The organism is Arthrobacter sp. Leaf234 (assembly GCF_001422665.1).
Lineage (GTDB): Bacteria > Actinomycetota > Actinomycetes > Actinomycetales > Micrococcaceae > Arthrobacter_D.
Map to the genome: position 1 here is coordinate 1,066,099 of NZ_LMLU01000001.1, position 14,998 is coordinate 1,081,096.

A 14,998-nucleotide genomic window follows, 5' to 3' on the forward strand; every position below is an offset into this window, starting at 1 on the left:
TGTAGGCGAGTAAACTTGGAGCGTGGCCTTCCTCAAATTCAGCGCCCTGCGCCTCCTGCTGATCGTCGTGTTCTATGTGGCCTGCGTGCTGCTGGGCCTCGGACTGTTCTTCTCCGCCGTGGTCGCCGCGATCCTCGCCTGGTGCCTGACCTACCTCTTCGCCCGCGACCTCCGGGACGCCGCGGCAGCGACGCTCCAGCGTCGGTTCACGCCGGGGGCACCACCTGTGCGCACCGCCGTCGAGCTCGACGACGCGGCCGCGGAGGACGCACTGGACCCCAATATGCCGGTCAACTCCGACCGCAAGCCCCGCGCCTAGCAGGACGCGCGCAGGAAGACCCCGCCAGGACTGCAGGAGCTAGGCGAGGGCCGTGGTGATGACGATTCCGGCGCCGAACAGGATGCTGAAGGCGAGGTTGATCAGGCCCGTCTGCTTCAGGACCGGGATCAGACTCTTGCGCTTCTTCCCCTTGAGCATCAACCAGCTGGGCATGAGGCAGGCCGGGATGAGCAGGAGCACCAGCAGCACCCACGGGTAGTCGTAGCTGAGCAACAAGGGCAGCAGGACGGCGGCCGCCAGCATCATGACATAGCTGATGCGGGCGGCGGTGTCGCCCAGCCGCACCGCCAGGGTCCGTTTGCCCACCATGCTGTCCGTGGGGATGTCGCGGACGTTGTTGGCCATCAGGAGTGCCGTGGCGATCAGCCCGGTGCAGACGGCGCCGATCCATGCCGGTGCGGAGAGCTGGTCGGCCTGGGTGTACGTGGTGCCGAGGGTGGCGACGAGCCCGAAGAACACGAAGACGAAGACGTCACCGAGCCCCAGGTAGCCGTAGGGGTTCCTGCCGCCGGTGTAACCCCACGCCGCCGCGATGCAGCCCACACCGACCAGCAGGAGTATCCAGGCCTGGGACAGGACGATCAGGGCGAGGCCCGCCAGCATCGCGACGCCGAACGCCGTGAAGGCCGCCCGCTTCACCTGCCGCGGCTCTGCTGCGCCGGAGCCGGTGAGACGGAGGGGACCCACGCGCTCGTCGTCGGTCCCGCGGATGCCGTCCGAGTAGTCGTTGGCATAGTTCACGCCGACCTGCAGCAGCACGGAGACGATCGCGGCCAGCACGGCGTTGACGGGCTTGAACTCGCCGAGCCCGAAGGCCGCCGCACTGCCGATGATCACCGGGGCGAACGCCATCGGCAGGGTTCGGGGGCGGGCTCCTTCGAGCCACTGAGCGGCAGTCGCCACGGGGAGGTCCTTCTGGTCGGTGCGGATGTCGGGGGAGCCCTCTGCCCGGAGGGTCAGGCGCGTTCGAGGAGGCTGTGGATGGTGCGGCGGTCCGGCTTACCGCCCGGCAGCAGGGGGAAGGCGTCCAGGGTCACGATGGCCTTCGGCACGGCGTGTGCTCCCAGTTCGACGTGGACCGCCTGTCGGATGACGTCGGCGTCCACGTCGCCCACGATCGCCGCCGCCACGGCCGAGCCCCACTCCTCGCTGCGGACGCCGAGCACCATGGCCTGTTCGACGCCCGGAAGCGCCTCGATCACATCGGTGACCTTCGCGGCGGAGACCTTCAGGGCGCCGGTGATGATGACGTCGTCGAGCCTGCCGTGCACCGTCACCGAGCCGTCGAGGGCCACGTCCCCGGCGTCGTCGGTCGCGAACCACCGCTGGCCTGCGTTGAAGACGAACCGCTCCTCGGTGAGCTCGGGCGCGCCCAGGTACCCTTCGGCGAGGACCGTTCCACCGATGCGCAGGCGTCCGTCGACGGAACGGAGGTCGACGCCGTCGAGCGGGACGCCGTCGTACACGCACCCGCCGCAGGTCTCGCTCATACCGTAGGTCTCGACGATCCGCAGGTCGTGGCTCCGCGCAAGGGAGCGCAGGGCGGAACCGGCGGGTGCACCGCCGAGGAGGATCCGGTCGAAGCGCCGCAGGACCCGCAGGGTCTCCGGGGAGGGATCGGTGAGCAGGCGGTGGAGCTGCGTGGGCACCAGCGAGGTGAAGCGGACCTTGTCCGTCAGTTCGGCCGCCCCCGCGGTGAAGGCTGCCGGGGTGAAGCCCGCCGAGGTGTCCATGACCCACGGCTGCGTCCCGGCGAAGAGCGACCGGACCAGCACCTGGAAGCCGGCCACGTAGTGCACCGGCAGGGTGAGGAGCCACTGTCCCTCGCCCTTCAGGGCGAACGCCGTCCCCATGGCCGAGGCGGCGAGGGCGTCGACGCTCAGCATCGTCTGCTTGGGTGTGCCGGTGGACCCAGAGGTGCTGATCACGGCGGCGATCTCGTCGTTGGGCAGCGTGCCCCGGAACTCCTGGCCGGGGAGCACGTGGGGGGCGACGGCGGGACCCTCACCGGCGAGTGCCGCGGCGAGGGATGGGAGCAGCTCCAGGGGATCGGAACCGTCCGGGGTGTGGACGGGAAGAAGTTCCACGCCGCTCCTAGAAGTAGTAGGGGAACGAGGACCAGTCGGGAGCGCGTTTCTCGAGGAACGCCTCCTTGCCCTCCACGGCCTCGTCGGTCATGTAGGCGAGGCGCGTCGCCTCGCCCGCGAAGACCTGCTGCCCGGCGAGGCCGTCGTCCGCCAGATTGAAGGCGAACTTCAGCATACGGAGGGCCTGCGGGCTCTGCCGGGCGATGTCCGCCGCGTATCCGAGCGCCACCACCTCCAGCTCCGCATGGTCGACGGCCTCGTTGACGGCCCCCATCTCCACCATCTCCGCCGCCGAGTACTCACGCGCGAGGAAGAAGATCTCCCGCGCCTTCTTCTGCCCGATCTGGCGCGCGAGGAGCGCGGACCCGTATCCGGCGTCGAAACTGCCCACGGTCGCGTCGGTCTGCTTGAACTTCCCGTGCTGCGCCGAGGCGATCGTCAGGTCCGCGACGACGTGCAGGCTGTGCCCCCCACCGGCTGCCCAGCCGTTGACGACGGCGATCACGACCTTCGGCATGGTGCGGATCAGGCGCTGAACCTCCAGGATGTGGAGCCGTCCGGCGCGTGCCGGGTCGATCGTCTCCCTCGTCTCGCCCTCCGCATAGCGGTAGCCGTCCCGGCCGCGGATCCGCTGGTCGCCGCCGGAGCAGAAGGCATGGCCCCCGTCGCGAGGGCTCGGCCCGTTGCCGGTCAGCAGGACCGTGGCGACCTCGGGGGTCATGCGGGCGTGGTCGAGCGCGCGGTACAACTCGTCGACGGTGCCCGGGCGGAAGGCGTTACGGACCTCGGGGCGGTCGAACGCGATGCGCACCGTAGGGAGGTCGCGCACCACGTCGCCGTCGTGGTCGCGCTCCACCTGGCGGTGGTAGGTCAGGTCCGTGAAGTCCTCGAATCCTGCGACGACGCGCCAACGAGCGGGGTCGAAGGTGTCGGATACCGAGGCGGGGAGCTCTGAAGTCACCCGTCGAGTCTAGCCGCGCGGGAGGCAGGCCCTGCCGAGCTTCCTGCGCGATGCAGGCCGCGGCGTGCCGGGGCGAAGGCCCCGGCTGCCACGGTTCCGGTCACGGCGCAGGCGGGGGACCCGCGGTACCGCCGGCGGAGGCGACGACGGCGGCTGCCACGTCCCTCAGCTTCAGGTTGCGGACGCTGGAGGCGCGCTCGAGGAAGGTCAGCGCCTCCTTCTGCGAGCAGTGGTTCTGCGCCATCAGGATCCCGACGGCGGTGTTGATCGTCGACCGCGAACGCAGGGCGGCATCGAGATCGTCCCGCTCGGAGGCGAGCACGGCGAGGCGGACGGCGAGCCGGAGTGCATTCGAGGTCTCGCGGACGAACTCGTGCGCGACGCCGATCGACGTGGCAGCGAAGGCGTCAGGGGACGAGCTGTAGAAGTTCAGGCCCGCGTCCGCCTCGTCGGCGAGGTGGAACGGCGTGCCGAGGATGGAACGTACTCCCTGTCCGCTCGCCGTCGGCAGGTAGTCGGGCCACCGGTCGTCCTGCAGCGTGTCCGGGACGTACACCTTCTCGAGCGAGCGGGCTGCAGTGATGCACGGCCCCTCGGCCACCCGGTTCTGCTCGTCGTCCAGTCGCCGCGCGTCCTCGCTGCTCCAGGCGACGGTCATGGGGCGGCGCCGGCGCAGCAGGGAGACGGCGCACATCACCTGGTGGTCCGGCGTCGTGAGGTGGCGCGCGGCCCGGGTGGCGATCTCCTGCAGGAAATCGTGGATGTCCCCCGTCCCGGTCACGAAGTCCAGGAGATCGCTGTCCACCGATTGCTCGACGGCGCTGCTGTCATCGGTCCCGTTCGGCGTCATCGGATCACCGTAGTCGGCGCCGACGGCCGATGCAGGAGTCTTCTCCGTCGACGATGGGCCGTGCGCCGCCCGCCGGACTGTGCTTGCTAGGCTTCGGCGCATGGACGCCGCACCGGTCTCGAGCCCGCTCCACCCAGTCCCGCCCGTCCGCTCCGGCGCATCCTTGCCGCCCGCCGAGGGCGGAGCATCGTCCGGCTCGCACTCTCCGGCCGCCGGAGCCACGCCGCCGGGCCCCCTCTGGGACGGAGCGGTGAACGCGCGTGACGTCGGAGCGGTCGTGTCCGCTGTGCAGCCGGGGCGCCTCTACCGGATGGGCCGGCAGGAGTGGGTCACGGAGGCGGGGTGGGAGCAGGCCTGGGATCACGGCGTCCGCACCGTGATCGACCTGCGCAACCCGTTCGAGCTGGGACGACGTTCCCCTGATCCGCGCGTCCAGCCGGACGTCCTCGCCCGGTTCCTGGTCCTCAACCTGCCGACCGAGGACCAGGCGGACGCCGACTTCATGGCGTTGACCGGCCCGTACCTGAACACCCCCGAGCACTACCGCGAGAACCTGGACCGCTGGCCGGAGAAGTTCGGGGCCATCGCCCGGGCGTTCATCACCGCACCACCCGGGGGAGTCGTCATCCACTGCGCCGCCGGCAGGGACCGGACGGGCATGGTGGTGGCGCTGCTGCTGGCGGCGTCCGGCATCCCGCATCCGGAAATCGGCGCCGACTACGCGAGAGCCGTGACGGCGATCAATGACCGCTACCGGGGCCAGGAGGTGCCGCACGAGACGCCGCGCTCCGACGAGGAACTGACCGAGTGGCTCACCGTCGCGCAGGGGCACCTCCGAACGCTGCTGTCCTCGCTCGACGCCGCCCGCTACCTCCTCGACGCCGGACTCACGGAGGCCGAGCTCGACCTGCTGCGCGCGCGGCTCACCGGTCCGCGAGCACCCGCGCACCGCTAGCGACGCCGACCGGGCGGGCGGCGCCAGGGCCGGGAGCCGGCCCCGCAGGACCACCGGGCATCCGACGACCGCGGAGCCGCTCGTCCCCGACGGGAGATCCCTGCCCGCCAGGACCGGGTGCTGCTGGACCTGCCCAGCGGCAAGGGGTGATCAGCGCTGCAGCTGGGCGAGGTTGACCGAGCTGCGAACGGCGGGGAAGTACCCCGACTTGTACCCCTCCGCCGTCGGGTGCAGATTGTCCACCGCACCGGCGCGGAAGGTGATCCACGGCGACGGGGAGCCGAGGCCGTGACCGTCGAACTTCTGCACGAGGTCCACGAAGGTGTACCCGTGCGCCTCGGCCTGGTTCCGGATGACCGCATTGAGCGCATCCGTCCCGGCGTTGAAGGCCGTCTGCGAGGCGACCGGGATGACCGGGACGCCGAACTCGGGCGAGAACAGGTGGGGGTACCCGGTGACGGCGACCGTCGCGTTCGGCGCGGCCGCATCGAGGGAATCGAAGAGCGTGTCCAGGTTCCGGTCGAGCACCGGCAGCGCTGTCGCGTTCTTGCCGGCGATCACCTGGGCGCAGACGGCCGTCGACTGCGTGGCGCACACACCGGCGATCTCGCCGAATCCGACGTCGTTCCCGCCTGCCGAGAGGGTGACGAGGTCCGTGGCGGGGGAGAGCGCGCCTGCAGCCGCCACCCGGGCCACCTGCTCGGGGAGATCGAGGGCGCCACCCGGCTCCGTGGCGGCCTTGGCTCCTGCGCAGGTGGCGTCGGCGACGAGCTGCACCTGCTTCTTGCCGTCCAGGATGCCGGGCAGGCCCAAGGGTGACTGGCCGCACGCGTTCACGTAGGAGCCGGCACCGAAACCGGAGGCGTAGGAGTCACCGAGCGAGACATAGGAGAGCGGCTGCTTGGGCGCTGCTTCCGCGGGGGCGGCACCACCGGCCAGGAGGGCGGAGGCTGCGGTCGCGAGGACGGCGAACCTGAGGGAGTGCTGACAGAGGACACGCGCGGCGGGAGTCATGGCCTAACGGTACTCGCGGATCAGCGCTTGTCGAGGAGGAGGTTCGTGATCCTCAGGGTGCACAGCCGCCCGCCTGCCGCATCGGTGATCAGGACCTCGTGGGTGGTGAGGGTCCGGCCCAGGTGGATCGGGGTCGCGGTGATGGTGATGACGCCCTCGCGCGCACTCCTGTGATGGGTCGCGGACACGTCGACACCGACGGCCGTCCGGCCGAGGGTGGAGGCATGGATGACCGCGGCCCAGGAGCCGACCGCCTCCCCGACGGCCAGGGAAGCACCGCCGTGCAGCAGTCCGAAGGACTGACGGTTGCCCTCGACAGGCATCGTGGCGACCACGCGTTCCACGGACTGCTCGAGGATCCGCACGCCCATCTTCTCGTCGAGCTCGCCTAGGGTGATGGTCCAGGGTGCGGGGGATTCGTGGGTCACGGCTGCGGTCTCCGGGGCGGTGGAACGGGGTCGGTCGACGGCAACTCTAGCCCTTCCCCGGGGGAGTCCTCGGGTTCCCGATTGCGTCCTTCCGGTAACGATCCCATCACGAAGACCATCATGTCCCGCCCCTGACCTGCGACGATGCTGCGCTCTCGAAGTCTTCCGAACACCGTGGAAGCGCTCCCACTTGACAGTGCCATACGTCACAGTCAGGATGATCGGACAGCGTGAGAGCGCTCCCACCGCTCCTGATCAGCGTGGCGGGAACCGACGTCTCGGGCTGCCGAATCCACTCGCTCCGGCGGCGGGTTCCGGGTGCTCCCGGTTCTCGTCGCCGCCACCCCCGTCCTGGTCCCGGTTCGTCATCCATCGCGGTGAGAGAACCCGTCCGGCCGCCAGGAAAGCCAACCCACAACAAACCCCTCGACAGCCCTGCGCCCGCAGGTGTCGAAGCTGACAAAGGAGTCACCCGTGCACAGCAGAGCACGCATCACAGCACTTTCCGCCGCGGCGGCATGCCTCGCCCTGGCCCTCACCGCCTGCGGATCCGGCGGAGCCGAGAACGCAGGAACCGACGGCGAGACCGGCACCGAGGACGTCACCCTCTCGGTCGGCACCTTCAACGAGTTCGGCTACGAGGAGCTCTTCACCGAGTACGAGGAACTCAACCCGAACGTCACGATCGAGCACAAGAAGGCCGCGACCTCCAACGAGGCCCGCGACAACCTCACCACGAGGCTCGCCGCCGGCTCGGGCCTGTCCGACATCGAGGGCATCGAGGTCGACTGGCTGCCCGAACTGCTCGAATACCCCGACCAGTTCGCCGACCTCAGCGATCCCGCTGTCGAGGGCCGCTGGCTGGACTGGAAGACGGCGGCCGCGACCACCGAGGACGGCCAGCTCATCGGCTACGGCACCGACGCCGGCCCCCAGGGCGTGTGCTACCGCGCGGACCTCTTCGAGAAGGCCGGCCTGCCGAGCGACCGCGAGTCCGTCGCGGACATGCTCGACGGCTCCTGGCAGGACTACTTCGACGCCGGGAAGGAATTCGTCGCCGCAAGTGACGGCGTCGCCTGGTTCGACTCCGCCGGAGCCACCTACCAGGGCATGATCAACCAGGTCCAGAACGCCTACGAGGACAACGAGGGCGCGGTCATCGCGACCGACAACTCCGAGGTCAAGGACATCTACGAGCAGGTCCTCCAGGCCTCCGTCACCGACGGACTCTCGGCCCACCTCACGCAGTGGGAGGACGACTGGGTGGCGAGCTTCCAGTCCGACGCCTTCGCCACCAAGCTCTGCCCGGGCTGGATGCTCGGTGTCATCGAGGGCAACGCCGAAGGCGTCGAGGGCTGGGACATCGCTGATGTCTTCCCCGGTGGCGGCGGCAACTGGGGCGGCTCGTACCTGACTATCCCGACGCAGGGTGCCAACCAGGCCGAGGCGAAGAAGCTCGCCGAGTGGCTCACGGCTCCCGAGCAGCAGGTCAAGGCCTTCGAGTCGAAGGGGACGTTTCCCAGCCAGGTCGAGGCGCTCGAGAGTGACGCGCTGCTGGGCCAGACCAACGCCTTCTTCAACGACGCGCCGACCGGCGAGATCCTCGCGAACCGCGCCACCGCCGTCGAGGTCACGCCGTTCAAGGGCCCGAAGTACTTCGCCATCAACGACGCGATGCAGCAGGCCCTGACCCGCGTGGACGTCGACGAGACCGACGATCCCGACTCCTCCTGGGAGAAGTTCGTCACCGCTGTGGGCGCTCTGTAGCCGATGGCCGTCACGGACCGGGTCCACACCCCACCCCCTACGAGACAGCGGGCTCCACGCGACAAGAGCGTGAAGCGGCTGGCCTTCTCCCAGAAGGTATCGAAGTGGGACGTCAAGCTGTCCCCGTATCTCTACATCTCACCGTTCTTCCTGCTCTTCGCCGTCACGGGGCTCTTCCCGCTGCTCTACACGGCATGGGTCTCGCTGCACTCCTGGAACCTCATCGGAGGCCAGGGCGAGTTCACCGGGCTGGAGAACTACGAGTTCGTGCTCGCGCAGCCGTTCTTCTGGAACGCGGTAGGCAATACGTTCAGCATCTTCCTCCTCTCGTCGGTCCCGCAGGTCGTCATCGCCATCGCCATCGCCGCGGTGCTGGATGCGAACCTCAGGGCCCGGACGTTCTGGCGGATGGGCGTCCTGGTTCCCTTCGTGGTGGCCCCTGTGGCCGTGGGGCTGATCTTCAACAACCTCTTCGCCGACCAGGCAGGCCTGGTCAACGAGATGTTGGTGGGGGTGGGCCTGGACCCGGTCCGTTGGCACTCCGACTCGCTGGCGAGCCATGCGGCCATCGCCACCATGGTCAACTTCCGCTGGACGGGCTACAACGCCCTGATCTTCCTCGCGGCCATGCAGGCCATCCCGAGGGACGTCTACGAGGCCGCGACCATCGACGGTGCGGGCCGGCTCCGCCAGTTCTTCTCGGTCACCGTGCCGATGCTTCGCCCCACCATCATCTTCGTGGTCATCACCGCCACCATCGGTGGACTCCAGATCTTCGACGAGGCCCGGGTGTTCGACCAGGCCGGCCTCGGCGGGGCGGACCGCCAGTGGCAGACGCTCACCATGTACATCTGGGAGCTCGGCTGGGGCCAGCGCAACTTCGGCAGGGCATCCGCCGTCGCCTGGCTGCTGTTCCTGATCATCGTCATCATCGCGATGGCGAACTTCCTCATCACTCGCCGCATCGCCAACCAGGGAGGCCGACAGTGAGCTCCGTCCCCATGATCGAGCAGACCGCGGGCAAGGGCGCTGCCCGGGCCGCCCGGCGTGGCCTGGGCGCCCGGCGCCGCGGAGGGGCCGGCGGGACCATGCGACGCCCCGGCGTCCTGACCTACGGCTTTCTCGGCGCGGTGATCCTCGGATCCGTGTTCCCGCTCTGGTGGTCCTTCCTCGTGGGCAGCCACGACAGCTCGGTGATCAGCAAGGGCGTCCCGTTGACTCCGGGCGGCAACTTCCTCGCCAATGCCGCCACCGTGCTGGACAGCATCCCGTTCTGGAAGGCCCTGAGCAACAGCATCATCGTCTCGACCGTCACGGCCGCCTCGGTGGTGCTGTTCTCCACGCTTGCCGGGTTCGCGTTCGCCAAACTCCGTTTCCGCGGCAGCAAGGTGCTGCTCGTGTTCGTCATCGCCACCATGGCGGTGCCGACACAGCTCGGCGTGGTCCCGCTGTTCATCGTGATGGCGAAACTCGGGTGGACCGGCTCCCTCTGGGCCGTGATCGTGCCGGGCGTCGTCACGGCTTTCGGCGTCTTCTGGATGACGCAGTACCTGCGCGACGCCCTGCCCGACGAACTCATCGAGGCCGTGCGGATCGACGGCGCGTCGATGATCCAGGCGTTCTGGTACGTTGGGCTGCCGGCAGCACGGCCCGCGGCCGCGATGCTCGCACTCTTCACCTTCGTCGCGACGTGGACCAACTTCTTCTGGCCGTTCATCGTGCTGGATCCCTCCAACCCCACCCTCCCGGTGGCCCTGCAGCTGCTCCAGGCCGCGCACTTCGTCGACTACTCGATCGTGCTCGCCGGGGCCGTGCTGTCCACCATCCCGCTGCTGCTCCTCTTCGCCGTCGCGGGACGCCAACTCGTTTCAGGAATCATGCAAGGAGCAGTCAAAGGATGAGCAGCACCGACATCACCTTCCCCGAGGGTTTCCTCTGGGGTGCGGCCACCGCGGCCTACCAGATCGAGGGCGCAGCCCGGGAGGGCGGCAGGGGACCGTCCATCTGGGACACCTTCAGCCGGGTGCCGGGGGCGGTGGCGGATGCACACAACGGCGACGTCGCGTGCGACCACTACCACCGGTCCGCCTCGGACGTCACCCTCATGAAGAGCCTCAACCTGCAGGCGTACCGTTTCTCGACGTCGTGGTCGCGCTGCATGCCCGACGGCGTCACCCCGAACGCGGAGGGTATCGCGTTCTACTCGGCACTCGTGGACCAGCTCCTCGAAGCGGGCATCAAGCCGTGGCTCACCCTCTACCACTGGGACCTTCCGCAGGCCCTCGAGGACGAGGGCGGCTGGACCAACCGCGAGACGGCCTACCGGTTCGCCGAGTACGCGGCGGTCATGCACGAGGCGCTCGGGGACCGCGTCCGCGTGTGGACCACGCTCAACGAGCCGTGGTGCGCGGCTTTCCTCGGCTACGCCGCGGGCATCCACGCCCCCGGCCGCCAGGAGCCGACGGCGGCGCTCGCCGCCGCGCACCACCTCCTGCTCGGGCACGGACTCGCCACGCAGGAGCTGCGCCGGCGTGACGCCGAGGCGACCCTCGGCATCACGCTGAACCTCACCGTCCCCGACCCGCTCGATCCCGAGAGCGAGGCGGACCGCGATGCGGCCCGCCGGATCGACGGGCAGTTCAACCGCATCTTCCTCGATCCGGTCCTCCGGGGCGCCTATCCAGAGGACGTCCTCGCGGACGTCGCGCACCTCGGGATGACGGAGCACATCCGTGAGGGCGACCTGGAGATCATCGGCACGCCGATCGACGTCCTCGGGGTGAACTACTACCACGGCGAGGCCGTCACCATGACACCGGCCGGGGAGTCCCTCCCCCAGGAGGGCCATGCGCCGCTCGAACGCCCGATCTCCTCGCCCTACGTCGCGGCATACGGCGTGCGTTCGGTGCCGCGCGGCCTGCCTGTCACCGCGATGGACTGGGAGGTGCAGCCGGAGGGACTCCGCCGGCTGCTCAACCGCCTGCAGGACGAGTACACGGGGCCCGCGGGGATCCCCGTGTACGTCACCGAGAACGGGGCGGCCTACGACGACGTCCCGGACGAGGGTGGCTTCGTGGACGACCAGGACCGCCTCTCCTTCTTCGACCAGCACGTCCGGGCCATGAAGGACGCGATCGATGACGGGGTGGACCTCCGGGGCTACCTGGCCTGGTCCCTCCTGGACAACTTCGAATGGGCGTGGGGCTACCACCAGCGCTTCGGGCTGGTCCGGGTGGACTACGCGACGCAGGAGCGTATCCCGAAGGCCAGTGCCCTCTGGTACGCGCGCCTCGCCGCGACCAACGCGCTGAGCGCCGACGCCTCGGCCGCGGACGCGGGAAAGCCGGGTGTCGTATTGTCGAGGTGATGAACGCCTCCCCGCCCCGGTCACTGCGCCAGGTGCCAGGCCGCCCGAGCCCCACGCTCGAGGACCTGGCCCTGGCCGCCGGGGTGTCGCGCTCCACGGCCTCGCGCGCGATCAACGGAGGGGACCGCGTCAGCCCCGAGGCACAGGCAGCCGTGGACCGCGCCGTGGTGTCCCTCGGCTACATCCCGAACAGGGCTGCCCGCAGCCTGGTGACGCGGCGCACCTCCTCGATCGCGCTGGTCATCCCCGAACCCGACGTCCGGGTCATGATGGACCCCTTCTTCGCCGTCGTCATCACCGGGATCACGGAGGCGCTCCGCGAGACCGACGTCCAGCTCGTGCTGCTGATGTCGAGGACCGACGACGACTCCGCGCGCACCCTGCGCTACCTGCGCGGAGGCCACGTGGACGGCGCGATCGTCGTCTCCCACCACAAGGCCGATTCCTGGGCGAGATCGCTCTCCGAGACCGGCCTGCCCACCATCTTCATCGGCCGCCCCTGGGACACGGCGTTCGACGTCACGTATGTGGACACCGACAACGAGGGCGGCGGGCGCATCGCCGCGCGGCACCTGAGCGGTATCGGTCGCCGCCGGCTCGCGACCGTCGCCGGACCCGCGGACATGACGGCCGCCGTCGACCGCCTCCGCGGCTGGCAGGCGGGCCTCCGCGAGGCGGGCCTGCCCGAGGGTCCGGTGGTCCACGCCGACTTCACGACCGACGGGGCCGCCGCTGCCGCCCGGCGGCTGCTGGCCGAGCACCCGGACATCGACGGCATCTTCGCCGCGTCCGACCTCATGGCGCTCGGCGTCATGGAGGCCATCCAGGCGGCGGGCAGGAGCGTGCCGGGGGACATCGCCCTCATGGGCTACGACAACCACGCCGTGGCGGAGACGGCCGCCACGCCCCTCACGACCATCACGCAGCCCATGGTCGAGATGGCCGTGAAGGCGGGCACCATGCTCCTCGAGGAGATCGAGGCTCCGGGCTCGCACCCGGAGCCCGTCATCTACTCCACGGAGCTCGTGGAACGCGCCAGCACATCCGTGGCGCCGACGGCCTCGGCGGCGAAGGCGTAGTCCCACGCGATGTCGCGCCAGCGGGAGTAGCGTCCGCTGGCGCCGCCGTGGCCACCGTCCATCTCGGTCTTCAGGACGATCGGCTCCGTGCCCGTCGTCGTCTCCCTGAGCTGCGCCACCCACTTGGCCGGCTCGACGTACAGGACCCGGGTGTCGTTGTAGCTCGTGACGGCCGCGATCCGCGGGTAGGCCACGGGCCGGACGTTCTCGTAGGGCGTGTACTCCTTCATGTACCGGTACACCTCGGGGTCCGTGATCGGGTTGCCCCACTCCTCCCACTCGAGCGCGGAGAGCGGGAGCTCCGGGTCGAGGATGGTGGTCAGGGCGTCGACGAACGGGACCTGCGCCACGATCGCCCGGTACTTCTCGGGCGCCAGATTCGCGACGGCACCCATGAGCAGTCCGCCCGCCGAACCACCGATCGCGGCGATGCGCGCAGGGTCCACCCAGCCCGAGGAGCCGATGTAGGTGGTGGCATCGACGAAGTCCGTGAACGTGTTCTTCTTCGCGAGCTTCTTGCCCTGCTCGTACCAGGTCCGGCCCATCTCGCCGCCCCCACGGATGTGCGCGGTCACGTAGACGATGCCGCGGTCGAGGAGCGAGAGCCGCGCGATCGAGAAGGCGGGGTCCATGCTGACCTCGTAGCTGCCGTAGGCATAGACGACGGCGGGATGCGTGCCGTCCTGCGCGAGGTCGGCGCGGCGGACCACCGACAGCGGGATCAGGGTGCCGTCCGCGGCCGGAGCCCACTGCCGCTCGGCGACGTACTCCGCCGCGTCGTACCCGCCACGGACCTCGGTCTCCTTGCGCAACTCCAGTGAACCGGCCGCGAGGACGTAGTCGTAGACGCGTGGCGGAGTGAGGTAGGACGTGTAGGAGAGCCGGATGACGGGGGATTCGAACTCGGCGTTCGCGAGGTTGCAGGTGAACAGCTCCTCGTCGAAGTCGGGTTCCGTCGGCAGCTCCTGGTCGCTCGACCCGAGACCTGCCAGCGGCAGGACCTGGACGCGCTCGATGGTGTCCTTGCGGACCGAGAGGACGAGGTGGGTCTGCGTGACGGTCAACCCGTTCACGCGGACGGCGTCGTCGTGCGGGAGGACCGTCGTCCACTCCTGGTCCGCGAGCGGACGGGCGAACTCGGTGGCCCGGACGAGGCTGACCATCGAGTTCTTCGCGTCGCGGTCGTGGGTGAGCAGGTAGTGCGCGGTGCCGTCGACGACGACGGGCTCGGCGTCGTACAGGATCCGCTCGTCGCGGGAGATCAGCGTGGTGAGGCCGGTGTCGGGCCGGGCGAGGTCCAGGACACGGTACTCGCTGTACTCGGAGCAGCCGATGCTGATGAGGAGCTGCGTCCGGTCCGCCGAGACCTCGAAGCCCGTCCACATGGCGACGTCGTCCTCCTGGTAGACGACGTCGTCATCCGTCACCGGGGTGCCGAGGGTGTGCGAGCGCACCTGGTTCGGGCGCCACGAGTCATCGACGACGGTGTAGTAGACGCGGGATCCGTCGGGGGAGAAGGCGAGGCCGTAGAAGACGTTCGGCACCTCGTCGGGGAGGAGCTCGCCGGTCGTCAGGTCCTTGATGCGGAGCGTGAAGCGCTCGTCGCCGGCGTTGTCCTCGCAGTACGCGAGCAGCGTCCCGTCCTCGGTCACGGACAGGCCGCCGAGGGAGAAGAAGGGCTTGCCCTCGGCGAGCTCGTTCCCGTCGAGCATGATCTGCTCTCCGGGCACGGGGCGCCCTGGCACCACCTCCGGCGGCGTCCAGTCACGGCCCACATCACCCGTGTCCGCCGCGGCGACGCGGCACTGGATGCCGTACTGCTTGCCCTCCTCTGTGCGCGAGTAGTACCACCAGCCCTTCTTGCGGGCGGGCACCGACAGATCGGTCTCCTGGGTGCGGTCCTTGATCTCCGCGAAGATGGCCTCGCGCAGCGGCTCCTGGTGCCGGGCGACGGCTTCGGTGTAGGCGTTCTCGCGCTCGAGGTACTCGATCAGCTCCGGGCTCTCCTTGTCGCGCATCCACTCGTAGTGGTCGACGAAGGTGTCGCCGTGGTGCGTGCGGTCGGAGGGGACCTTCCTGGCGGCGGGCGGGACGGGGACTTCAAGCGCGGTGGCGTCAGCGGTCATGGCTCCCATCTTGCCACTGCCCGC

General features: G+C 69.6%; 14 protein-coding genes. 7 read left to right on the forward strand and 7 right to left on the reverse strand.

Annotation, left to right across the window (positions count from 1 at the left end; all coding sequences use genetic code 11):
• Window positions 1-22: 22 nt before the first annotated feature.
• A complete protein-coding gene (locus tag ASF21_RS04960) occupies window positions 23-319 on the forward strand; it encodes a DUF4229 domain-containing protein (protein ID WP_055767555.1) in 297 nt (98 codons plus the stop codon).
• Window positions 320-358: 39 nt separating this feature from the next.
• Here the strand turns inward: ASF21_RS04960 and ASF21_RS04965 are convergent, their stop codons facing one another.
• From ASF21_RS04965 to ASF21_RS04980, 4 genes are all read right to left on the reverse strand, one after another.
• On the reverse strand, window positions 359-1,243 hold the full coding sequence (locus ASF21_RS04965) for a 1,4-dihydroxy-2-naphthoate polyprenyltransferase (protein WP_055767559.1): 885 nt from the start codon (window positions 1,241-1,243) through the stop codon (window positions 359-361).
• A 53-nt stretch (window positions 1,244-1,296) separates the two neighbouring features.
• Complete coding sequence (locus tag ASF21_RS04970) at window positions 1,297-2,427, reverse strand: AMP-binding protein (protein ID WP_055767562.1); 1,131 nt, start codon at window positions 2,425-2,427, stop codon at window positions 1,297-1,299.
• Window positions 2,428-2,434: 7 nt separating this feature from the next.
• A complete protein-coding gene (locus ASF21_RS04975) occupies window positions 2,435-3,388 on the reverse strand; it encodes a 1,4-dihydroxy-2-naphthoyl-CoA synthase (protein WP_055767565.1) in 954 nt (317 codons plus the stop codon).
• Window positions 3,389-3,488: 100 nt separating this feature from the next.
• On the reverse strand, window positions 3,489-4,238 hold the full coding sequence (locus ASF21_RS04980) for a GAF and ANTAR domain-containing protein (protein ID WP_055767567.1): 750 nt from the start codon (window positions 4,236-4,238) through the stop codon (window positions 3,489-3,491).
• A gap of 100 nt (window positions 4,239-4,338) precedes the next feature.
• Between ASF21_RS04980 and ASF21_RS04985 the strand changes: the two genes are divergently transcribed.
• Entirely contained in the window at window positions 4,339-5,193 is an 855-nt protein-coding gene (locus ASF21_RS04985) for a tyrosine-protein phosphatase (protein ID WP_082471236.1), read from the forward strand.
• A 150-nt stretch (window positions 5,194-5,343) separates the two neighbouring features.
• Here ASF21_RS04985 and ASF21_RS04990 read toward each other — a convergent pair whose 3' ends face one another.
• Together ASF21_RS04990 and ASF21_RS04995 are read right to left on the reverse strand one after the other, a co-directional pair.
• Window positions 5,344-6,207: an SGNH/GDSL hydrolase family protein gene (locus ASF21_RS04990; protein WP_055767572.1), complete on the reverse strand. Its 864-nt coding sequence runs from the start codon at window positions 6,205-6,207 to the stop codon at window positions 5,344-5,346.
• A 20-nt stretch (window positions 6,208-6,227) separates the two neighbouring features.
• Window positions 6,228-6,578, reverse strand: a complete 351-nt coding sequence (locus ASF21_RS04995) for a PaaI family thioesterase (protein WP_235498697.1) — start codon at window positions 6,576-6,578, stop codon at window positions 6,228-6,230.
• A gap of 531 nt (window positions 6,579-7,109) precedes the next feature.
• Between ASF21_RS04995 and ASF21_RS05000 the strand changes: the two genes are divergently transcribed.
• From ASF21_RS05000 to ASF21_RS05020, 5 genes are read left to right on the forward strand one after another with little or no spacing between them, the layout of a single operon-like run.
• Window positions 7,110-8,402 carry an ABC transporter substrate-binding protein gene (locus ASF21_RS05000; RefSeq protein WP_055767577.1) on the forward strand — a complete coding sequence of 431 codons (1,293 nt, stop codon included), beginning with the start codon at window positions 7,110-7,112 and terminating at the stop codon, window positions 8,400-8,402.
• A 3-nt stretch (window positions 8,403-8,405) separates the two neighbouring features.
• Window positions 8,406-9,392: a carbohydrate ABC transporter permease gene (locus ASF21_RS05005; protein ID WP_055767580.1), complete on the forward strand. Its 987-nt coding sequence runs from the start codon at window positions 8,406-8,408 to the stop codon at window positions 9,390-9,392.
• Between the two features lie 11 nt (window positions 9,393-9,403).
• Window positions 9,404-10,303, forward strand: a complete 900-nt coding sequence (locus ASF21_RS05010) for a carbohydrate ABC transporter permease (RefSeq protein WP_200914792.1) — start codon at window positions 9,404-9,406, stop codon at window positions 10,301-10,303.
• Window positions 10,300-11,769 (forward strand): GH1 family beta-glucosidase, encoded by a 1,470-nt coding sequence (locus tag ASF21_RS05015; protein ID WP_055767587.1) that lies wholly within the window; start codon window positions 10,300-10,302, stop codon window positions 11,767-11,769. Before ASF21_RS05010 ends, ASF21_RS05015 begins: the two co-directional genes overlap by 4 nt.
• Entirely contained in the window at window positions 11,769-12,848 is a 1,080-nt protein-coding gene (locus tag ASF21_RS05020) for a LacI family DNA-binding transcriptional regulator (RefSeq protein ID WP_055767590.1), read from the forward strand. Before ASF21_RS05015 ends, ASF21_RS05020 begins: the two co-directional genes overlap by 1 nt.
• Here the strand turns inward: ASF21_RS05020 and ASF21_RS05025 are convergent.
• Window positions 12,779-14,974 (reverse strand): S9 family peptidase, encoded by a 2,196-nt coding sequence (locus tag ASF21_RS05025; protein WP_055767593.1) that lies wholly within the window; start codon window positions 14,972-14,974, stop codon window positions 12,779-12,781. The genes ASF21_RS05020 and ASF21_RS05025 overlap by 70 nt on opposite strands.
• Window positions 14,975-14,998 lie beyond the last annotated feature (24 nt).

Excerpts from the sequence above, each read along its gene's own strand:
- ASF21_RS04985 (WP_082471236.1), top strand. The coding sequence starts at position 4,339 with ATGGACGCCGCACCGGTCTCGAGCCCGCTCCACCCAGTCCCGCCCGTC.
- ASF21_RS04990 (WP_055767572.1), bottom strand. The coding sequence starts at position 6,207 with ATGACTCCCGCCGCGCGTGTCCTCTGTCAGCACTCCCTCAGGTTCGCC.
- ASF21_RS05025 (WP_055767593.1), bottom strand. The coding sequence starts at position 14,974 with ATGACCGCTGACGCCACCGCGCTTGAAGTCCCCGTCCCGCCCGCCGCC.
- ASF21_RS04995 (WP_235498697.1), bottom strand. The coding sequence starts at position 6,578 with ATGGGCGTGCGGATCCTCGAGCAGTCCGTGGAACGCGTGGTCGCCACG.
- ASF21_RS05010 (WP_200914792.1), top strand. The coding sequence starts at position 9,404 with ATGATCGAGCAGACCGCGGGCAAGGGCGCTGCCCGGGCCGCCCGGCGT.
- ASF21_RS05020 (WP_055767590.1), top strand. The coding sequence starts at position 11,769 with ATGAACGCCTCCCCGCCCCGGTCACTGCGCCAGGTGCCAGGCCGCCCG.
- ASF21_RS05015 (WP_055767587.1), top strand. The coding sequence starts at position 10,300 with ATGAGCAGCACCGACATCACCTTCCCCGAGGGTTTCCTCTGGGGTGCG.
- ASF21_RS04980 (WP_055767567.1), bottom strand. The coding sequence starts at position 4,238 with ATGACGCCGAACGGGACCGATGACAGCAGCGCCGTCGAGCAATCGGTG.
- ASF21_RS05005 (WP_055767580.1), top strand. The coding sequence starts at position 8,406 with ATGGCCGTCACGGACCGGGTCCACACCCCACCCCCTACGAGACAGCGG.